The organism is Pseudanabaena sp. lw0831, from assembly GCF_016584665.1.
In the GTDB taxonomy this organism is placed as follows: Bacteria; Cyanobacteriota; Cyanobacteriia; order Pseudanabaenales; family Pseudanabaenaceae; genus Pseudanabaena.
In genome coordinates this window covers 1-20719 of the sequence record NZ_BBJB01000055.1, presented here as the reverse complement: position 1 = coordinate 20719, position 20719 = coordinate 1, and the positions used below count along the sequence as shown (strand labels likewise).

Below are 20719 nucleotides of genomic sequence, written 5' to 3'. Positions count from 1 at the left end.
AATTATATGTTTCCTTTTTCCTTTTTCCTTGATTAACGGAATTGCTCCATAGCTTCGCTAAATTGCATAGTCTTGGTGATCACTTCAACATTGGGATGGGGTCGGGGAATCACAGTTGCCGAGAGAAATAGAGCCTTGTCCTTAGAACTCAAGACTTCAATTTGTTTAGCAGCTTCGACACCAGCAGCGACAGCTTTTTGGACATCGCCAACTGGCCCACGGATGATAATGGTTAGGCGTGCACCGCTTACTTTTTCGTAGCCCACAAAAGTTACATTTGCAGCTTTGACCATTGTGTCAGCGACGGACAGTGCAGGAGGATGCCCCAGTACCTCAACCAAACCAACTGCGATTCCCATAAAGTTTCCTTGAGCTTGTAAAAAAAGCTAATTAATCAAATAACTGTGTTTTTATCAAACTCAATCATAAATCTCAATGGTATCGATTGATTGATACGCATCGTTTATTTGTGTCATAACCAAATACAAAGTGTTTTAAAGCGCTTTGCACTCAAACCCGAACCAAGAAATCCGTTAAAAGTGTTGCTTTGCAACACTTTTAACGGATTTCTTGGTTTTATGGCGGCGCAAAGCGCCGCCATCCTTGATTTATGCAAGTTGAGCGCGAATGGCTTCAACGCGATCGCGATTAACGCCAAGGTCAGACTGACCTAGACGCGAAGCCGAGCGAACCTCAATGAGGCTCTGATCGGTAATTAGATAAAACTCAACGTCATCGACGTAACCCATTAGTGCGCTGGTAAACTCGGCGTACAGATAGTTACCTTCAGCGGTAATGATTTTGGTGCGGGGCATACTGGCAATCACCGCTTTAAGATCTTCTAAGGCTTTTGCGGGAGCGCCTGTATAGGTCAAAGGTGCGATTTTGTGCTCTGCGTCGGTGCTTTGACTAGAGACACAGTTAGGGGAATTAGGGCAATCGAGGAGCTTGCCATTGATTACACCGATATTAGCGGGGCGTGTGCCAGAAAAAGAAAAAAGTGCCATAGGTGTTGCGATCGCAGAATTTAGTGAATAGTTGAGGGAATGAGCCGAAGCTGCGGGAACAAATCCGAAATAAGCAAGCGTAACAAAATATAAGCTCGCGGCGATCGCGACAAGTTTTGACATATTGATATAGCTAGTTTCTCTGAGTATTTATACGCAATTGATTATGGCATTTATATTCTCTTTCCATCTATCCATCAATGGAAGGGGCTTTCACCCCTTGTTTGATATCGCTTTTTTGATCGCAAGTTTAACCCGCAAAAAATAATCCACGGACTAAGTTAAAAAGTGTGCCAAACATAAGAGCAAGAGTTGCTAAAGAAGCGATCGCATTACCTGCGGCACGTTTACTCGCCTCGATATAATATCCCCATGCATAGGCAATGCGCCCCACAATCCAGACTGAGCCTAAGATCGCGCCCACATTTGGGCTAACAAAAATACTGAACAGCCATAAGCATGGCAAAAAGATCACGATTTGTTCAAGGGTGTTTTGATGAGCACGATAGACCCGCTCAAAATCTTCGTTGCCTGTAGTTTGTGGCGGCATGACTTTGTACTTAACGCGAGCCACACCAACACCTATACCTAAGCCAAAGTAAACAAGCAATGCGCCGATAGTGACGATCGCAGGAAATACGAGTGTTTTGATGTCCATTTGTAATTAATTGATAATTCGTAATTGATAATTCGTAATTCATAAGCAAAAGGGTCACTTTTCGTCCCCTTTGTTACTAAGCATTATGATGATTGCTATATCTGGTTTTATGTTATGCCAAAGTTTCACACCTATATTGGAATTGCTTCGATCGCATTAGTTAGCTGTCAGCAGACTCCATCAAATAGCCCGACAGCGCCAACTAATAATTTTGCTACCGAAAAAGCAATTAGTTATTTGAGATCGCAGCTTAAGCTACAGCCAACTGTGGCGATCGTGGCGGAGTCACAAAAGCCACAGCTTGCTAACGCTAATGATTTATGTCAAACGGCGGCTCCCACTCAAGCAGGGTTTGAGATTGCGCTGATTGCCGAAGATATGCGCTACACCTTACAAACTAATCAGGACGCTAGCAAAATCGAGATTTGTCGCTCTGAAGATGCCAAGCCTGAAACAACTGGCAAATATACGGGTGCGGGCTATATGCTGCGCTATCCTGCGGACTGGAAAGCGATCGATCTCGGTTTAGAACCTTCGGGCGCGAGTACAGTAATTTTTACACCTAGTCGTGAAATTGCTGTGGGAGGAGATAAAAATGATGTCTTTAAAAAGCTACAACAAAGTCAGCAAGTTTATACAGTGGTGTCGCGACAGCCGATTAATGCCAATGCGGTCGCCCCTGATGGTTCTGACAAAGCAAAAGATCTCGTCAAAATCCCTTTTGATCCCAAAGTCAAAGGTGCTAAGTCTGGCTCTAAAGAGGAATTTACAACCGCGATTGCTTCTGGTGATTCTGCTAATAAATCCACAATCTGGAAAGTGAAAGTATTAACCTTGGAAGCCGATAAATTTATCTATACAGTTCGCTATTATCAACCTGATGCTCAAAATGCTGCCAATAGCCCAAATTCATCAGCATTTGATCAATTTGCCAATAGCTTTGCCCTCATTTCCACAAATTAAAAGTCCTCTTTACACAGCACGAACGACCTACACTCAAGTACGGACTAGAAGCTCAAACCCGTTGAAACGGGTTCAATTTTTTCAGTCGGTTTCAACCGACTTTAGCTCTTAGCCAAGAACTTGAGTTCTTGGCTACTTGTGTATAGACGATCCTAAGCCGCATATTTATCCCAAATATCTGTGTAGGGAATATTTTTAGACTTCCATGGCTTGTGATGACCACCACTCCAATGGATAATTGAGATTTTGGACAAGTCTTTTTTGAGGAGCCAACTAATTAACTTTGTATTGCCAAAACCACAGCAATTCCATCGACGATCTAATTGCACATAGTCTTTAAACATCAAGTTAAGCAATGTCTCATCATTTAACTGTAATAAGTTATAGCCACATTGCCGATCCCATTCCAGATAAGAATCTAAGTTCTGGTAGTCTTCCTTTTTCCAAAAAGACAAATCAGTAAATAGAACTCCTCCGTTAAAAGTGTTCTTGATTTTACGAAGCTCATGGAGAGCTTTAAAAGGATTGGAAAAGTGAAAAATAGCGGGAAAGAAGTGAGGAACAGCGGCAAAGTATTGATTCCCAGAAAAGTCCATTGAGTCATAGAGTAGCGCTATGTCATCTACAACCACAATATCAGTATCAAGATAGATAACCTTCTTCATCTCAGGAAAAATACTTCCTAAAAACAACCGCGCAAATAGCATATACAATGCATTGGTTCTATCAGCACTTGATGGTTTATATTTCTGAGAGATATAGTCTTGCACTGCTTCTGTAGGAACATATTCCTTAAGCCTGAATTCACTTACAGAATTATGAAAGTATTTTGGTAATTCATTTTCAAAAAGCTGCATCTCACCTTTAGGAATAATTATGTTGAACCTTAGTCTTTCTGGCTGAGCAGTATTTTGAATAATTGAATTTACAGTCGCCAATAGACCAAGTAAATATCCTAAATTCACAGAAAAGACTAGATCGATTTTCATAGCTATATTGATAAGGATATTGGTAAAGATTTCGGCGAGAATACTCTCAGCAAAATTATTGTCAGGAGGACATGGGGATGTTCAAGGGAATAATACCACCACTGAGCTGTTTTTTTCTTGAGGGGCTTTAGCAAACTGCCTACAGCGTATCCAAAAAAAATTAATGGCGATCGCGATAAAGTGAGAGACTAATCTTTGGTGAATTGCAAACATTTGAGCTACGAGTTTGGAAATAAAATCTTCTGGGAAATCTTCAAAGCGCTCTTCCTACTGGCAGATGCGAGATTACGTCTATCCGCAACGTTTTCTCATTGCCAAAGCATTTTTATGTACCTTAGTCTTTATCGGCACAATGCCTCTCCTTGCCGAACTACTAGGACGGGTTGCCCAAGCGCTTGGCAAGGGTGATGTCACCGCCATTTTACAGATCGCTGCTTTCACCGTAGTTATGTTCGTGTTTCGGGGATTGGCGCAGTACGGGCAGGACTCGATGATGTCGCAAGCCGCCCTGAATGCTGCAAAAGATTTGCGGGTTGATGTTTATTCCCATTTGCAAACCCTTGATCTTGATTATTTTGCTGAGTCTCGTACAGGCGACTTATCCTATCGCCTGACTGAAGATATCGATCGCATTGGCGAAGTGATCGGCAAATTCTTTCATCAATTCATTCCATCAGTACTGCAATTGTTTTTTATATTGGCGTACATGATTTATTTGAATTGGATTTTGACGCTGACGACTTTAGCGGTTGCGCCTTTGATTGCCATATTAATCGCATGGTTTGGCGATCGCATGTTGAGGCTCAGTCGCCGTAGCCAAGATCAAGTTTCTAACTTAGCAGCATTACTATCCGAGATTTTTAGCGGTATTCGGTTAGTTCGCGCCTTTGCCACAGAATCCTATGAAATCGAGCGTTTCAAACAAGAATCAGAACAAAATAGCCGCCGTAAATATGCCGCCGATCGCGTTAAGGCAATTCAATATCCTGTAATTGGTTTTTTGGAAGCCGCAGGAATTTGTTTTCTGTTTCTACTCGGCGGTTGGCTGATTTCTAATAAATGGTTGCTACCTGAGCAGTTTGTTGCTTTTGGCGCAGGGGTTGCGCTATTGATTGATCCGATCGCAAATACCACTGGAAGCTATAACGAAATCAAACAAGCCGAAGCTTCAGTGGATCGCATTTTCGAGATTTTTGAGATTAAACCCGTTGTGATCGAAAGGCACGATGCGATCGCCCTTCCTGAAGTCACAGGCAAGGTCGAATACATAAATGTTGGCTTCCACTATCAAGGCGATCGCCCTGTTCTCACCGATATTAATCTAGTCGCTCACAAAGGCGAATCGATTGCCCTTGTCGGCATGTCGGGTGCAGGAAAATCTACCTTGATGAATCTGCTGATGCGCTTCCATGATGTTAAGTCTGGCAAAATCCTCATCGATGGCTACGACATTCGCGATGTCCAAATCAAAAGCCTGCGCCAACAACTAGCTCTCGTACCGCAAGAAAACATTCTCTTTTCGGGAACCGTTGCTTCCAATATTGCCTTTGGACAGAAGGATTACGATACTCAAGCAGTTGAGAATGCTGCGCGAATCGCTAACGCCCACGATTTTATTATGGAACTTGCCCAAGGTTACGATACATGGGTGGGAGAGCGAGGAGTTAATCTATCAGGTGGTCAGCGTCAACGCATTTCCATCGCGCGAGCAGTTCTCCACAATCCTAAAATCCTGATTCTTGATGAAGCAACTTCTGCTCTTGATACCGAATCGGAAAGCCTCGTCCAAGAAGCCTTACAACGCCTAATGCAAGGACGCACGACATTTATCATTGCTCACCGCTTAGCGACTATTAGAAATAGCGATCGCATCATCGTTTTGGAACAGGGTCAAATTGTCGAATCGGGAACTCATGACGAACTTCTCCAAAAAGTAGGACGTTATGCTCAGCTACATTCTCGCCAATTCGATACTATTGGATACTCCCTACCTAGTGAATAATTAGTGGTGCATGGCTTCGCCATGCACCACTAATTATTCACTTTGCAACACCTATTCTATAAAACATAAATTTTTCTAAATAAGACCTGTGATGCAATTGAATAGGATTATACTTGGGTAATTCTCTTGAGAGAGCATATTCTGATATGTCTAATCAACCTCCAAGCAATAATAAAAATTGGTTGTACTTTGCGTTTGGCTCAGGCACTATGCTGTTGCTTGGCTCAATTGCTTTTATTCTATTGAACTTAAATAAATCTGCACAATCACAGATTGCGGGAACTTGGACTGTCGATGCTAATGATTTACCCTCATCTCGAACTCCCCAAGTCACGATTGTGATCTCTTCCGAAGGCAAAATAATTGCCATTGATCCTCAACATGAAAAGGAAGCTATCAAAGTTGGCAAAATTACAAGAGTATCTGATGTAGTAACTCTACCTAATGACGTAAAATTGAAAGATATATCTAGCCAAGGAGAAAGAGCAAGGCAATCTGAAGCGAAAACCTATGTTGGTTCGCTAAATAGAGCGCAGCAAGCCTATTTCATTGAGAAAAATAAATGGGGTCAAAATATTGATGTTTTGGGTATAGGCATTAAATCTGAAACTGACAATTATCGCTATAACACTCAGACTATAAATTCTATCAAAACCACAAATACTAAGGATTCCTCTGGAATTACTGTACAAACTGGGCTAGCAACAAAAGAAGGACTCAAAAGCTATATTGGAGTTGTTTATCTATTAACTGTTGCGGGCGGTGACATTTCTACCTTTGCGATACTTTGCGAATCAACCGAGCCAACTACAAAGGAGGCTGGATTACCCAAATTTGATGGCAAAGAAATGCAATGTCCTGACGGTTACGCTAACATAAGCAAGTAGTGACCAATATGATTTTCATCAATCCCAAAATCGACTTTGCCTTCAAAAAGATCTTCGGTTCGGAAGATAGCAAAGATATATTGATTTGCTTCCTAAATGCTTTGATTTATGAAGAACAGCCTGTCATTCAAGATATAGAAATCATTAATCCTTATGTTGTACCAAAAATTCGCGGCGTTCAAGATACCTATCTAGATATCAAAGCCAAAATTAAAGGCGAGGATAATAGTAATCATGATGTGATCATCAAGATCCAAGTCTTGAACATGGAAGGATTTGAGAAGCGAATTTTATACAAAGCTGCCCATTCTTATTCCACTCAACGAATATCTGCTCAAGCCTATAATCCACTCAATCCTGTGATTGCTCTAACAATTACCGATTTTGTAATGTTTTTAGAACTTAACACGGTCATATCAAGATTTATTTTAAAAGAGAGAGATTTTCTGATCGATTATTTAATTTATGACATTGAACTGATATTTGTGGAGCTTCCTAAATTTAAAAAGCATTTATCAGAGCTAAAAACCATAATTGATAAGTGGCTGTTCTTTTTAAATGAAGCTCCCTCTCTGCTAGAAATACCTGAAATAATGGGCGTAGTCCCTGAAATCAAAAAAGCTTTTGACATTGCTAATCAGGCAAACTTCACCCTGAGTGAGTTGGAAGATCAACAGAAAAAAGAGATTTCTATTCAAGATCAGCGTCTCACTATTGCTACAGCCATACAACAGGCTGTCCAGCAAAGCAAAATTGAAATAGCTAGAAAAATGTTGAATCTCTTGGACGATCGCACAATTTCTCAAATCACAGGTTTATCGATTAATGAGCTAGAAGCTCTAAAAGCCTCAAACCTTTAGCGTAGTATGATTAAGACCTCGTGATTTCGCCTTATCGTTAACAAAAATTTTAAGTAACTTTTTAGAATGTCTCAAAGCCTAACTCAATCAAATCTCACCCCCCTACTGGAACGTGGTGTTGTCGAAATATTTCCAGATAGCGAAACTGACAACTTGCGCGATCGCATCCAAAAGACCGATCTCCCCCTTCGCATTAAACTAGGCATCGATCCCACTCGTCCTGACTTGCACCTAGGGCATACTGTTGCGCTGCGGAAACTACGTCAATTCCAAGATGCAGGACATAAGGCTGTCTTAATTATTGGTGACTTCACAGCCCAGATCGGCGATCCCACAGGGCGCTCTGAAGCTCGTCCAAGACTTACGGCTGAAGAAGTTACTTATAATGCTGAGACTTATTTAGAGCAAGCCAAGAAAATTCTTGACTTTTCTAGCGATCGCTTCGAGTTGCGTCGTAATGGGGAATGGCTAAATAAACTTGATTTACAGCAAATTATTAATTTGCAAGCTAGCATGACTGTCGGGCAAATGTTAGCCAAAGAGGGATTTAGCGATCGCTATGAAAAAGGCAATCCGATTTATTTGCATGAATTTCTCTATCCTTTATTACAAGGCTATGACTCGGTAGCGATCGACTCTGATGTGGAGCTAGGTGGCACTGATCAAAAATTTAACATTCTCGTCGGTCGTGACCTGCAACTCAAAGACAAAAATCGTCAAGGTAAGCCAGCGCAGTTTGGACTATTGCTCCCCTTGCTAGTGGGCTTAGATGGGGTGCAGAAAATGTCTAAGTCTCTTGGTAACTATGTCGGACTCACTGACGAGCCATTGAGTATGTATTCCAAATTGGAAAAAGTACCTGATGCTCTTGTCGATAAATATTTCGAATTGCTCACTGATACTGATCTTGCAACGCTCCCAGAGAATCCTCGCGAGAAGCAAAAACAACTTGCCCTAGCGATCGTTGGGCAATACCATAGTCCCGAAGTCGCGCGACAAGCCCAACAAGACGCTGAGCAGATTGTTCTAGCAGGAAATACAACCGATCTTGGTGATATTCCTGAATTTGATCTTAGTCAGATTAATTTTCCTGCACCATTACATTATTTAGTTAAAGCTTCAGGACTTTGCAAGAGTAACAGCGAAGCCCAAAGCCAAATCAAAAACGGTGCAGTCAAGCTCGATGGTGAAAAATTGAGAGATCGAACGTTCGCCAATGTTGAGGAATTATCTGGTAAGGTCTTGCAAGTTGGTAAGAAAAAGTTTTTGCGTTTGGTTTAATTGCGATCATTAACCCCAAAAAGACAAATGGCGGCGCTTCGCGCCGCCATTTGTCTTTTTGGGTTTGCTTATTTTAGATCCTTTGATATAGAAGCTAAAGTTGTCGAAAGCGTTGTGAACGTCGGATCTGTGGATAGGGCTGCTAGAATGGCTTGAGCCTGAGCAGCATTCGCATCTGAACCTTTTGCGATGTCAGCAAGTTCATTAACGATCTGATTAAAAGACAGAATTGCTAGAGATAGCTTACTCAGATCAATAGACTGAAGCTGTCCCGAACCAGCACTAAAATTAGCAGGAATAAGTCCAGTTAGTGCATCGATCAAACTTGCCGCAGGTGAGCCCGCTGCAATATTAATTCCTAAACTCGCAAATTGACCGCTCAAAGCAATTTGGGCTGCGGTAACACTAGCGCTATTGCCGTTACCATTGCTCAACAGTACAACTATGTTGCTGATGTTAGCATTGCTTCCAGCTGCGCCTAACAAAACTGCGATCGCTTGGCTGATATCGATGCTAAGCAAATTGCTTTGACGAACAGGCGGTGTATTCCGCAAAATTGCGATACTGGAAGTCTGACATCCTGGTTGAATCGGGGCTGTACCAGCAAAAACAGGTGCTATACCTGCAAAAGAGATAGTAGAAGCGAGAATTGACAAAAATATTTTTTTCATAGAAATTTGGCAGCTAGGTTATTTCAGAGCGATCGCGACTTATCCGAGGTTAAAAGCCAAAACCATAGCTTGTGCAGTTCGCTACGCGGACTGCACAAGCTATGCTGAGCTACTTACGTCCAGAGTAATTAAACCCATAGCTAACACCAAAGATAACCTGAGTGCCTGCATTACTATTGTTCGTGACATCAGAATAAGTCAGAGTGAGGTTTAAGGGGAAAGTAACATCTGGTAAAAAGCCCAAACCAAAGTTTAGTCCTTGTCCAGACCATGCTGTACTTACACCCCACTGCGGGTCAAATTGGTAGCCAACATTCGCAAAAATGCCGACCCCATCACTGCTGGTAGATTTACGATATGTACCACCACCAACACCAATAGTCGCGACTATTGGTTGAGGATTCTCAGCATTTTCTGGATTGGTCAATTGCGAAATAGTTGCAGCACCATAAACCGAGGAAGGTGTACCTCCTGCGTTTGATCCATAGTTCGCAAAGTTTGTCCAGCCCACAGCGATCGCAGCTTGCCTAGAATCATCTTGATAGATGAGACGATGAACCTTGAGATCAAATGAGCCGTTAGAACCAAAGTTACGAATACTATTGATATTGAAAACACCTTCGACTGCCGCATACTGGCTAGCATCTCCCAAACCAGCACCGACTGAGATGCTGCCGTCAACGGTATCTCTTAGTCTTCCAGCAGTTGAGCCGACAACACTGATAAAAGCATCACCTGTTTGCAAACCAAAAGCTACAGGAGTGCCAGCATTCAATGATGGTGTGTAGATTTGTTTGAATACGTTCTGAGTTTGGGGTGTAATTGGACGAATGAGTAGCTGTTGACGGATAATATCTGGAGAATTAGAAGTTGCGTTACCTGTCTGGGCAATGTTTGTTGTACTAGATTGAGCGATTTCGACAAGATCTAAATCAGGATTGGTAGAAATTGAGATAGAAGAACCACGCTTAAATGATAATGGCATCGCCACAACATCCGTCCGAGGCTGTTTTAAATCCTTAGCGGTGTAAGGTAGCTTGTTTTGTGGAATTGGCGCTTTCGCTACTCCCATTTTAGGGGTTTTCTTAGCTGTTGTAGAGTTTTTTGTGCCATTCTTAGAAGTTGTGGTATTGCTTACTTTGTCTTTAGCAACTTGTGAATTGGTTACCTTAGCGTTCTTAGCAACTTTTGTCTGCGCAGATAGGGCGTTGATTGGTGTAATCACCATAAATCCCCAAACTGCCCCTACGGACACCAGCATTAATTTATTCATCATAGAGCTTCCCTTTTGCATTTTGTATATTCCTCACCCTCAAGCAAACTTCGCTGTTGTATTAGCAGAAATCGTGCAATCTTTGGCTCAATAAATTCGGAACAGTAGAAAAGCGAATCGCTTCTCATTCAAACAACACAAAAATGCAATACTCTTTTAAGATCTTCGCACGATTTCTCTTATGCTGAAGCCTTCAAATTATACATGATTATGCCATTGATAATCATTTTTTATACAATTTTTAGCAAACAATAACCTTTGAACTCTCACAATCGGTTTACAAAACTATTACGGGCTAATTTAAACGCAGTTTTACGATCGCAGCCCGAAATACTACCAAGAGATGCAAGTCTTTTGGTGGCAGTTTCTGGAGGACAGGATTCCCTATGTTTAGCGAAGCTTTTACAGATGCAAAGCGCGAAGCTTAACTGGAATTTAACGATCGCCCATTGCGATCATCAGTGGCGGAGTGACTCAAGTGCTAATGCTAATCATGTTGAAAATATTGCGAAGGAATGGGGAATTAATTTTTGTTTGAGAACAGCCGAAAGCATACTTACAAGTGAAGCTGATGCTCGGAAATGGCGCTATACGATGCTAGTGGAGATGGCGAATATTCATAAATGTGCTTATGTGGTGACAGGACATACTCGCAGCGATCGCGTTGAGACATTGCTACATAACTTGATGCGCGGGTGCGGAGCCGATGGCTTAGCTTCTTTGACTTGGGTGCGATCGCTTACGCCAGAAATTAAGCCAGAAATTAAGTTGGTACGTCCTTTGTTAAATGTCAGTCGTAATGAGACCGCAGCATTTTGTCGCGAGAATCAAATTCCTATTTGGGAAGATAGCACTAATCAAAATCTAGACTATCGCCGTAATCGCTTACGTTTGGAAACGATTCCTTATTTGCAAGAGCATTTTAATCCCCAGCTAGAAATTGCGATCGCGCAGACATCAGAGCTTTTGCATGACGATGTAATCTATTTGGAGAAGCAAGCTAGTTACTTTTTTGAAGATAATATTTCGGTAGTTTGGGATGAGCGCTTACCGCGCTTGCATCGCCAACTTTTGCAAGAGCAACCTTTAGCTTTACAAAGAAGAATCGTTAGGCAGTTTTTATCACGATATTTGATGCATCAGGTAAATTTTGAAGATATTGAGAGATTTTTGAATTTATTGACTGCTCAGAATCGATCGCAGAGCGCACCATTTAAAGGCAATATTTCCGCATTTGTGGCACATCCTTGGATTGTTCTTCATAATAGCTAGAAGGTTCGCAAAGCGAACCTTCTAGCTATTTGCCTCCGAGGGCAATCAGCGCAAAGAAACTACCGCTATTCCAGAGACAATGTAGAAGCATCGAAGAGAGCAAATTTTTTGATCGCCAATAGACAAAACCCATTACTATTCCTAAAGTGGTGAGAGGAATAATATCGGCAAGATTTAAATGGGCTAGGGCGAAGAAAAAGGCACTGAGGGCGATCGCACCCCAGACTGGTAAAAACTTAGCCAGCGAAGGTAGTAGAAACCCACGAAATAAATATTCCTCGAAAAATGGCGCTGCGATCGCAAGAGTTGTCCAGAGTAGGAACTTAGGTAAATTATTTTGGCTATCAGTCAAGATTGGTAATAGGGGATTGCCTCCGCCTTGGCCTTGGAGAAATTTTTGGCTAATTATAGAAATTACTAAAACTAAGGGAACGGAGGCAAAATATCCACCAACTCCCCATAATAGCCATTGTGACGGCTTGATTTTGATGCGAAACCATCCTTCGGGTAAAGGCTGATAGACGGCAAGACTAGCTTGCAAAATTGGCAACATTGGAATAACTGAGAGCGTATAGGGAATCAAAACTAATAAAGCTTGGATTGTGTAATCTTCGCTAGCTCTTGTTTGGATCCCTAAAAATTCAAAAATTAATGGCAATACGAATTGGGTCATTAGACAAAATGCGGTAAACCATAGAACCATGACTTCCCAAATTGTTTCAAACCCCCAAGGTACTTGCAAATTGTCTTGATTGAGATTTTGATCTAGGTCGCCTTGGGGAGGCCGATGGAATGGAGAAGATTTGCGGAAGAAAATCCATTGAACTAGTAAGCCTATCCAAACTAAAATCCCTACACTACCGCCGATTAGTGGTATGGAATTGATGATGACTAAACGATTAATTGCCGCGTTAACTTCTATTTGAGCTTGTTGTTCAAGTTCAGGTATTTTTTCGCTTCTTTGTTGTGATTGATAGAGTTTGGTTAGGGCAACTTTGCGATACCAACCATCAAGTGTTCGCTGAATCTGAGTTTCAGCATTGGGGAATAACATTGTTGGCTCTGACCACAGACCTTTGAGAATCTGCGCCGTTAATCCATAGCTAGTCATGGATTGCCCTTCTAATCCTGCAACGGCTTCCCATGTAGCGATCGCACCTTGAGTATCGCCAGTTTGAATTTGCAGCAGCCCTGTCCGAATGCTGATTTCACTAACGTTGGTTTGTTTCTTTTGCTTTTGTTTAGAGAGAGTCTTTGGTTCATAGTCTCTTGACTCTGGAGATTGTAGGAGTTGCTCTAGACTGGTGAGATTAGATTTACTGGCTTTAAGTACTTCTTGATAACTATTGAGCGCCTGTGCATAGAGTTCTTGAGGTTTGCTTTCGCCGATGAAAACTTGGAATATGTCATCTTTGGGACTATCTTGAGCTTTCCCTTGTATTTGAGTGGCTTGCAAAATCAAATCAGTTTGGAGCAAGTCTAATTTTGTCTGCTCCTGCGGATTATTCCAACTTGCCTGCAAAGTAAAGAGAATAAATAAAATAGACAATAAGCTGAGAATACTTAGCAGCAATGACTTAGCATTTAAAGATTTGTTATTCAAAGACTTAGAATCCATTCTTGTAGTTCAGGCGAGAGGGCAGTGCAAAGCAGCGATTATCCTATCATTTTGAGCTTGTAAATCGCAAACCGACAATACCGAGCACAATCAGGCTGATGCAGATAAATCTCGGTAAATCCCTCGATTCACCGAGAAATACTGAACCCACGATCGCAGTTCCTACCACGCCGATCCCTGTCCAAACTGCGTAGCCTGTGCCAACAGGAAGGGTTTTTAAGGCTTGGGCTAGTAGGATAAAACTGGCTGTAATCGTTGAGAGCGTGAGCAGACTGGGTAAAGGTTTTGTGAAACCTTCGGTAAATTTCAGGCTGCTTGCCCAAACAACTTCCAATAGTCCCGCAATAATTAAATTAATCCAATCCATTGTTAATCCATTGTGTTATCAGAAAAAGATAGGTTGTGCAGCGCTTCGCGCTGCACAACCTATCTTTTTCGTAATGATAGCGAACTTAAAACTACGCTGACAGAACTAAAAGCCATCGCTAAACCTGCGATCGTCGGATTGAGAGAAATGCCAAAACTGGGGTAGAGAATCCCTGCGGCAACGGGGATCGCTAAAGTGTTGTAGGCAAATGCCCAGAATAGATTTTGGCGAATTTTGCTAAAAGTAGCGCGACTGAGTTGGATCGCGGGGACGATATCGCTAATGTCATGACGCATTAACACAATATCGGCAGTCTCCATGGCAACATCAGTACCTGAACTGAGGGCAATGCCTACGGTGGCACTGGCTAAGGCAGGTGCATCATTAACACCATCGCCAATCATGGCAACACGCTGACCTTCCGCAAGTAATTTCATTACGGCGGCGGCCTTGCCTTCGGGTTTGACTTCCGCGATCGCCCTTTCAGGGGGAATGCCCAACTGGTTAGCGATCGCATTGGCGGTTTCTTGGCGATCGCCTGTGAGCATCCAGACTTGCAAACCCATCGCTTCGATTTGGCGGACTACATCATAGGCTTCTGGCTTGAGGCGATCGCGTATGGCAATCATGCCAACTAAATCGAATGTACTTGCCCCCATGGCTTTACTACATTGGATTGCGACAAAAATAGGAGTTTTGCCAAATTCGGCAAGTTGATGCGATCGCTCTAACATTTCGCTGGAAATTTCTACTTGTCGCTCTTGCAGCCATGCACCATTGCCCACCAAAATTGTTTCGCCAGTGGTAAGCATTGCCTCGACACCGCAGCCTGTCACAATCTGCGAAGATTGAGTGGGTAATAGCTCGATATTTAATTCTTCAGCTTTAGCGATCGTGGCTGCACCGAGAATATGATTTGCGCCCACTTCCGCACTGGCAGCTAATTGCAAAATCCGTAATGCTGATGTCGGTACTTCGCGCACTTCAACCATACTTTTGAAAGTAGTTTGATCGATGATTTTGCGTCCAAAAACTATTAAATCATTGGTGACAACATCGGTAACTTCAGGCTTGCCCGTAGTCAAAGTGCCAGTTTTATCAAAAATCACTGCGGATAATTGATCGATCTTTTCGAGACTAGCGCCCCCTTTGATTAAGATGCCTTTTTCGGCACCGATTCCCGTACCGACCATGATTGCGGTCGGTGTTGCTAATCCCAAGGCACAAGGACAAGCCACCACTAAAACCGCGATCGCTAATCGCAAACTAAACACAATTTCAGCATGGAGCAATCCGAACCAAATCAGAAATGTCAAAGCGGCGATCGCCATTACTGAATAGGCAAAATATCCCGCCACGCGATCGGCTAAGTACTGAATAGGCGCTTTGCTGGCCTGTGCTGATTCCACAAGCGAGACAATCCGTGCCAAAGTCGTTTCGGAGCCAGTTTGCAACACTTGAACTGTGATTGCTCCTGTCAGATTTAGGGTTGCTCCCGTAACCTGCGCTCCTATTTGCTTAGCAATAGGCATCGATTCTCCCGTCAGCATTGACTCATCGACGCTAGAGCTACCAGCAATAATTTCACCATCAACAGGAATTTTTTCCCCAGCCCAAACTACGATGCGATCGCCTACTTGCAGATCTTCCACAGGCATCGGCACTTGCAGATCGCCATCAGCACTGCTTACTAACAATCTGGCGCTAGGGGGTTGTAACTCCATCAAAGCTCGAATTGCATTGGACGCTTTACCCTTGGCGCGCTCTAACAAAGCTTGACCTAGCAATACAAATCCTAACAGCATCACAGGCTCTTCAAAAAAGCATTGCCAATTTAACTGCGGTACAAATAAGGCGATCGTGCTCGCTAAATATGCCGAAACTGTCCCTAAACCCACCAATGAGTTCATATTTGGAGCACGATACCACAGCGATTTCAGCCCGTCCCACCAGATCGGTCGCCCAATCCAGCCTAGCGCGATGGTGGAGACTGCCCAATGAGCATACATATTCCCAATTATGGGCAAATCAGCAACACCGATCAAGCCTAAATGTCCGACGATCGCTAAAATTACCAATGATGCAGGGATGGCAATTTCTTGACTAACACCGAACCAAGAATTTTTAGTAGAGTTTTGGGATACGGAATTGTGAACAGCTTTGCGATCGCCTTTATCAATAAACTCAGCCGAAAAACCTGCCTTGGCGATCGCCTCAATCAATTGCGGTGCTAGTTCCTGTGCTGAATTTTCAGCGCTATAAATTACGGTTGCTTTTTCGGTTAGCAAATTCACACTTGCCGCCTTTACCCCTACACAGGTAAGCAAACGTTTTTCCACTGTTGCCACACAACCCGCGCATTTCATGCCAGCGATCGCTAGGGCTAAGGAGCCAGATTGCAAACTAGATTGCGAGATAGGTGTTGCTGTTGATTGAGGCACTGTCACAAACTTGTATCCAAAATTTATAAAAATCGTCCTAAGTCGTCAGGTTGTGCCCCTGCAGGGCACAACCTGACGACTTAGGGTTTTACTAGCAGACTTAGTCTTACGGTGTCTATTAGTCAATAGCTAGTACTAAAAGCTGATAGCCACAAAGCAATACATAGGGTTAGCATATACCCTAATCTAATTTGATTGATTGGGTAATTATTCCGATACAGCATTCTGATATTTAAATCGTTGCCTACTTACCTTGCTCTTTCTATGTGACTGCTAAAATTAGAGATGTTTAGATTTAAAGTTCTGGCGATTGGTACTAGATACTATTCATACTAGATAATAAATTGACACAATCAACGATCAGCGTAGTAAACTCACCAAGATTAGCTAGGTTTGTAATATCGTTTAATATTCACGCTTAGTGTTGAGATTAACAATTTAAAAATAGAAATTTACTAAAATTTTCTAGGTTTTCAGACTTGCCCCAATGGTTTAAAAATTCTCTGACAATGAGTTAGCTAATGTCCATTTCTGACAGCGAGTTCTCTATTCATTTTTGGGGTGTACGTGGCAGTATAGCCACTCCAGGCCCGACCACAGTGCGCTATGGAGGAAATACTCCTTGTGTAGAAATGCGCTGCCAAGGTCAACGCATTATTTTTGACGGGGGAACAGGGATTCGGGTTTTAGGTCAGCATCTGTTAAAGCAGATGCCCGTCGATGCAAGTATTTTCTTTACTCATAGTCATTGGGATCATGTTCAAGGATTTCCCTTTTTTACGCCTGCTTTTATCAAAGGGAATGTATTTAAAATCTACGGAAAAATTGCCCCGACAGGGCAAACGATGCAGGATCGACTGGAGGAACAGATGCATCATCCTAACTTCCCAGTGCCATTACGAGTAATGGCATCATGTTTAGAGTTTTTTGATATTGAAGTTCCCAATGTGATCGAGATTGGTAATGGGGTAAAGGTCGAGGCAGGAATACTCAATCATCCAGGGGAAGCAACAGGCTATCGAGTTAGTTGTGGCGATCGCGTAGCGGTTTACGCTACTGATACTGAACACTTTGGCGATCGCGTTGATGAAAATCTTGTGTATCTAGCTCGCGATGCGGATGTGTTGATTATGGATGCTACTTATTCTGATGAAGAATATTGGTCAAGTGCAAGTCCAAAAGTTGGTTGGGGGCATTCGACTTGGCAAGAGGCGATCAAAGTTGCCGAGGCTGCAAATGTTAAGACTTTAGTAATTTTTCACCATGATCCTTTGCATAGTGATGATTACTTGGATGAGGTTGGTCGGCTGGCTCAAGAGAAGTTTGCGGGGGCAGTAATGGCAAGAGAAGGAATGTATATTTCTATTCCTATTCGCGCTGATGCAAAGCCTCTAGTCAAAGTTTGAACTCCTAGACTAAGAGAACGCGATGTGCAACTATTTTTGAGCTATTGACCTGAGGTTGTTTGAGCTACCTAAAATCCAAATTGCTTAGCAGCGCATTACGAGAAATCAGGGTTTCCAGCCTTTTAGTTGCACATCGCGTTAAGAGAGTGTTTTCAAATTCTTGTTTTTTGCTGGAGATTTAGAGACCCTAGGCGATCACACTCTTCGCATCATTCCCCTAATTTACTTCAGATAATTTTCTAGCTCAGGATATTTAGGGCTTGCTGAAAAAGCAAGAAAAGCATACAAGCAAAGGTTTCCAAGGAGATCGAAAACTGATAAAATGCAAGAAAAAGCAGGAAAAGCAAGGAAAACCCTTGCACAAATAAAATTTCATGTGCCGACAATCTCCCACGGGACAGCTATCATTCGAGAATTTCTACTTACCATTTGGCGGGAAACTGTCAGGAGAAAATCGATGGGTAAGATTAGCGGAACTAGTACCATGGGAACAATTTGAGAGTGAATATGCCGAACAATTTAGCAAAGAACAAGGAGCGCCAGCAAAGTCATTTCGGATGGCACTTGGGGCGCTGATAATCAAAGAAAAATTAGGAACAAGCGACGAAGAGACAGTGGAACAGATCCGCGAGAACCCATATTTACAATACTTCCTAGGCATATCAGAGTACAGCGACAAAGCACCATTTGAAGCAAGTATGATGGTACACTTCCGCAAACGATTGAACCTAGAGATCGTGGGGAGAATCAACGAACGGATTGTGAAGCCTCCCAAAGAATCGGGACAAAAAGAGAAAGAAGAAAAGCAGGACAAAAAGGCAGAAAAAGAAGAGAAGAAAGTAGAAAAGGAACAGAAAGAAACAGAACCAGCAAACCAAGGAAAATTGCTGCTAGATGCAACAGTCGCGCCAGCTGACATCCGTTATCCCACTGACATCAAGCTGTTGAACGAAGCAAGAGAACAAACGGAAATTGTGATTGATGCTCTTTACAAACAAGTGAAAGAACAATTACCGAAGAAACCACGCACCTATCGCCGTGAAGCAAGGACAGCTTATCTACAAATTGCCAAACAACGCAAACCCAATTCTAAAAAGATTCGCAAAGCATTACGCCAACAGTTGGGATATGTCCGTCGCAATCTTGCCCATATTGACACCCTAATTGGCGCAGGAGCAAAGCTATCAGAATTGAAGAAGAATCTCTATCGGAACTTACTGGTCGTCAGTGAAGTATATCGGCAACAACAATTGATGTACGAGCAAGGTTGTCATCGCATAGACGACCGCATCGTCAGTATTACTCAACCTCATGTGCGTCCAATCGTCAGAGGTAAGTCAGGCACACCTGTGGAGTTTGGCGCTAAACTCTCAGTTAGTTGTGTGGATGGTCATGCGTTTCTCGACCATCTCAGTTGGGATAACTTCAATGAATCGGGGGATTTACAGCATCAAGTAGAATTGTTTAAATCTCGCTTTGGACATTACCCTGAAGCGGTTTACTTTGACCAGATTTACCGCACTCGCAGCAATCGCGCCTATTGTCGAAATCTGGGTATTCGGATTACGGCTCCGCCTTTGGGCAGACCTGTAACCGATGATGTGGCGGCTATTCGCAAGCAAACTCTCGAAGATGCTAAGGTTCGTAATCAAATTGAAGGTAAGTTTGGACAGGCTAAACGACGGTTCAGCTTAAATCGCGTTATGACCAAGTTGGCAAATACGTCGGAAACGGCGATCGCTATCACTTTCTTGGTGATGAATTTGGAATCGCTGCTCAGGCGGCTTGTTTTTTTCGGTTTTTCTTTGATTACGGTTTGCGCCCAACTCTTGGTTCTTCCTTCAGTAAAATCAATCCTTACCTTTAATTCTCTTGCTTGGCAATTTCCTAGTAGACTGTCAAAGTACCATCCTCTTCCTCTTTACCCACTACTTTCCGCTTAGCCTCTTTTTCAGGAAGCCCTACTTAGCTCTCTAACTCAATACCTAACTACAGCCTATTGAGTGAAAGAGTAGTACAAGATAAAATAGGATAGATGATAAAAAAAGAGGGTAAAAATGCCACCTTACTCACTAGATCTCAGACAAAAGATCGTAGCAACCTATGAAGCAGGAAATACATCCATTAGGAAAGTAGCTAAACAATTTCAAGTGGCTACGAAAACAGTGCAAACACTGCTGAATCAATACCGAGAGACAGGAGAGCTAAACCACAAACCATTAGGGAGTCAAATCGAAAGTCCCCTCGAAGCCCATCGGGAGAAAATCCTCGAAATTGTTTCAGAACATCCAGATTGGACACTATGGCAGTACTGTGAGGAAGTAGCTGAACAAACAGGAGTATCAGTGACCACGGGCAGTATGTGCCGATTTTTCCAGAGGCATAACAGCACGTAAAAAAAAAGACATATCGCAGTGAAAAGGTAAAAAGTGACGCAGTACAGCAGCAAAGATGTGAATTTTGGGAAGCATTGCAGGATGTGAAAGCTGAAGATCTTATTTGTATTGATGAAACGGGAGTATGGCAAGGGATGGAACGCTCTGTGGCAAGAAGTGAGCGTGGCAAAAGAGTATTCAGCCATCGCCCCTTTTACAAAGGTCAGAAATACACAGTCATTGGGGCTATTTCGGTCGATGGTATTGTCTGGCTGAAAACGATTCAGGGTTCAATGAAAGGAGAAGATTTTCTCACCTTTATCAAAGATGACCTAGTACCTAAATTACGTCCTGAGAATAGAGTAATCATGGATAACCTTAACTGCCATAAAGTTGAGGGTGTAGCACAAGCAATTACAGATACAGGAGCTAAGATTTTGTATTTACCCACCTATTCTCCTGATTTTAATCCAATTGAGATGATGTGGTCGGTTCTCAAATATTTTATTAGATTGCTCAGACCTCAGTCTCAAAAACTACTCCAGCATTTAATCAACATTTTCCCTTTTTTGTTAGAAAAGGATTTCTTCAAAAATTGGTTTACTAAGTATTGTTACTGTGCTACTTAATCGCTCAATGGGCTGTATAA

General features: G+C 42.5%; 18 protein-coding genes and 1 pseudogene. 10 read left to right on the top strand and 9 right to left on the bottom strand.

Translation table 11 applies throughout. The features are described from left to right. Positions 1-32 precede the first annotated feature (32 nt). From APA_RS10090 to APA_RS10080, 3 genes are all read right to left on the bottom strand, one after another. Positions 33-359 (bottom strand): carbon dioxide-concentrating mechanism protein CcmK, encoded by a 327-nt coding sequence (locus tag APA_RS10090; protein WP_201322153.1) that lies wholly within the window; start codon positions 357-359, stop codon positions 33-35. Between the two features lie 249 nt (positions 360-608). Next, positions 609-1130, bottom strand: coding sequence for a DUF1499 domain-containing protein (locus APA_RS10085; RefSeq protein WP_201322152.1), 522 nt, complete (start codon positions 1128-1130; stop codon positions 609-611). 127 nt (positions 1131-1257) lie between these two features. Continuing rightward, entirely contained in the window at positions 1258-1665 is a 408-nt protein-coding gene (locus APA_RS10080) for an MAPEG family protein (RefSeq protein WP_201322151.1), read from the bottom strand. A gap of 114 nt (positions 1666-1779) precedes the next feature. On the opposite strand from APA_RS10080, the gene APA_RS10075 reads away from it, so the two are divergent. After that, positions 1780-2628, top strand: a complete 849-nt coding sequence (locus APA_RS10075) for a hypothetical protein (RefSeq protein ID WP_201322150.1) — start codon at positions 1780-1782, stop codon at positions 2626-2628. Between the two features lie 152 nt (positions 2629-2780). On the opposite strand, the gene APA_RS10070 is transcribed toward APA_RS10075, so the two are convergent. After that, on the bottom strand, positions 2781-3617 hold the full coding sequence (locus tag APA_RS10070; protein ID WP_201322149.1) for a glycosyltransferase: 837 nt from the start codon (positions 3615-3617) through the stop codon (positions 2781-2783). Between the two features lie 277 nt (positions 3618-3894). On the opposite strand from APA_RS10070, the gene APA_RS10065 reads away from it, so the two are divergent. The 4 genes from APA_RS10065 to tyrS all read left to right on the top strand — a co-directional run bounded on the left by APA_RS10065 (position 3895) and on the right by tyrS (position 8647). Continuing rightward, positions 3895-5619 (top strand): ABC transporter ATP-binding protein, encoded by a 1725-nt coding sequence (locus APA_RS10065; RefSeq protein WP_201322187.1) that lies wholly within the window; start codon positions 3895-3897, stop codon positions 5617-5619. Between the two features lie 146 nt (positions 5620-5765). Beyond that, a complete protein-coding gene (locus APA_RS10060; RefSeq protein ID WP_201322148.1) occupies positions 5766-6506 on the top strand; it encodes a type IV pilin-like G/H family protein in 741 nt (246 codons plus the stop codon). Between the two features lie 8 nt (positions 6507-6514). Next, positions 6515-7366 (top strand): Rpn family recombination-promoting nuclease/putative transposase, encoded by an 852-nt coding sequence (locus APA_RS10055; RefSeq protein ID WP_201322147.1) that lies wholly within the window; start codon positions 6515-6517, stop codon positions 7364-7366. A 66-nt stretch (positions 7367-7432) separates the two neighbouring features. Then, a complete protein-coding gene (tyrS, locus tag APA_RS10050) occupies positions 7433-8647 on the top strand; it encodes a tyrosine--tRNA ligase (RefSeq protein ID WP_201322146.1) in 1215 nt (404 codons plus the stop codon). A 68-nt stretch (positions 8648-8715) separates the two neighbouring features. Here tyrS and APA_RS10045 read toward each other — a convergent pair whose 3' ends face one another. Further along, complete coding sequence (locus APA_RS10045) at positions 8716-9318, bottom strand: hypothetical protein (protein ID WP_201322145.1); 603 nt, start codon at positions 9316-9318, stop codon at positions 8716-8718. 109 nt (positions 9319-9427) lie between these two features. Further along, positions 9428-10594 carry a hypothetical protein gene (locus tag APA_RS10040; protein ID WP_201322144.1) on the bottom strand — a complete coding sequence of 389 codons (1167 nt, stop codon included), beginning with the start codon at positions 10592-10594 and terminating at the stop codon, positions 9428-9430. 255 nt (positions 10595-10849) lie between these two features. Between APA_RS10040 and tilS the strand changes: the two genes are divergently transcribed. After that, complete coding sequence (gene tilS / locus APA_RS10035; RefSeq protein ID WP_201322143.1) at positions 10850-11863, top strand: tRNA lysidine(34) synthetase TilS; 1014 nt, start codon at positions 10850-10852, stop codon at positions 11861-11863. Positions 11864-11888: 25 nt separating this feature from the next. On the opposite strand, the gene APA_RS10030 is transcribed toward tilS, so the two are convergent. The 3 genes from APA_RS10030 to APA_RS10020 are packed head-to-tail and all read right to left on the bottom strand — an operon-like array spanning position 11889 to position 16295. Continuing rightward, the gene (locus APA_RS10030; protein WP_201322142.1) at positions 11889-13481 is read right to left on the bottom strand and encodes a CPBP family intramembrane glutamic endopeptidase; all 1593 of its coding nucleotides are present in this window, start codon (positions 13479-13481) and stop codon (positions 11889-11891) included. A 46-nt stretch (positions 13482-13527) separates the two neighbouring features. Further along, a complete protein-coding gene (sugE, locus tag APA_RS10025) occupies positions 13528-13848 on the bottom strand; it encodes a quaternary ammonium compound efflux SMR transporter SugE (RefSeq protein ID WP_201322141.1) in 321 nt (106 codons plus the stop codon). Between the two features lie 59 nt (positions 13849-13907). After that, on the bottom strand, positions 13908-16295 hold the full coding sequence (locus APA_RS10020) for a cation-translocating P-type ATPase (protein WP_236579492.1): 2388 nt from the start codon (positions 16293-16295) through the stop codon (positions 13908-13910). 515 nt (positions 16296-16810) lie between these two features. Between APA_RS10020 and APA_RS10015 the strand changes: the two genes are divergently transcribed. The 4 genes and pseudogenes from APA_RS10015 to APA_RS10000 all read left to right on the top strand — a co-directional run. Continuing rightward, entirely contained in the window at positions 16811-17695 is an 885-nt protein-coding gene (locus tag APA_RS10015; protein WP_201322140.1) for an MBL fold metallo-hydrolase, read from the top strand. A 374-nt stretch (positions 17696-18069) separates the two neighbouring features. After that, a complete protein-coding gene (locus tag APA_RS10010; protein ID WP_201322139.1) occupies positions 18070-19638 on the top strand; it encodes an IS5 family transposase in 1569 nt (522 codons plus the stop codon). 114 nt (positions 19639-19752) lie between these two features. Beyond that, entirely contained in the window at positions 19753-20091 is a 339-nt protein-coding gene (locus APA_RS10005) for an IS630 transposase-related protein (protein WP_201320605.1), read from the top strand. An 11-nt stretch (positions 20092-20102) separates the two neighbouring features. Next, positions 20103-20699, top strand: a pseudogene (locus tag APA_RS10000) (IS630 family transposase); the annotation flags it as partial. Positions 20700-20719 lie beyond the last annotated feature (20 nt).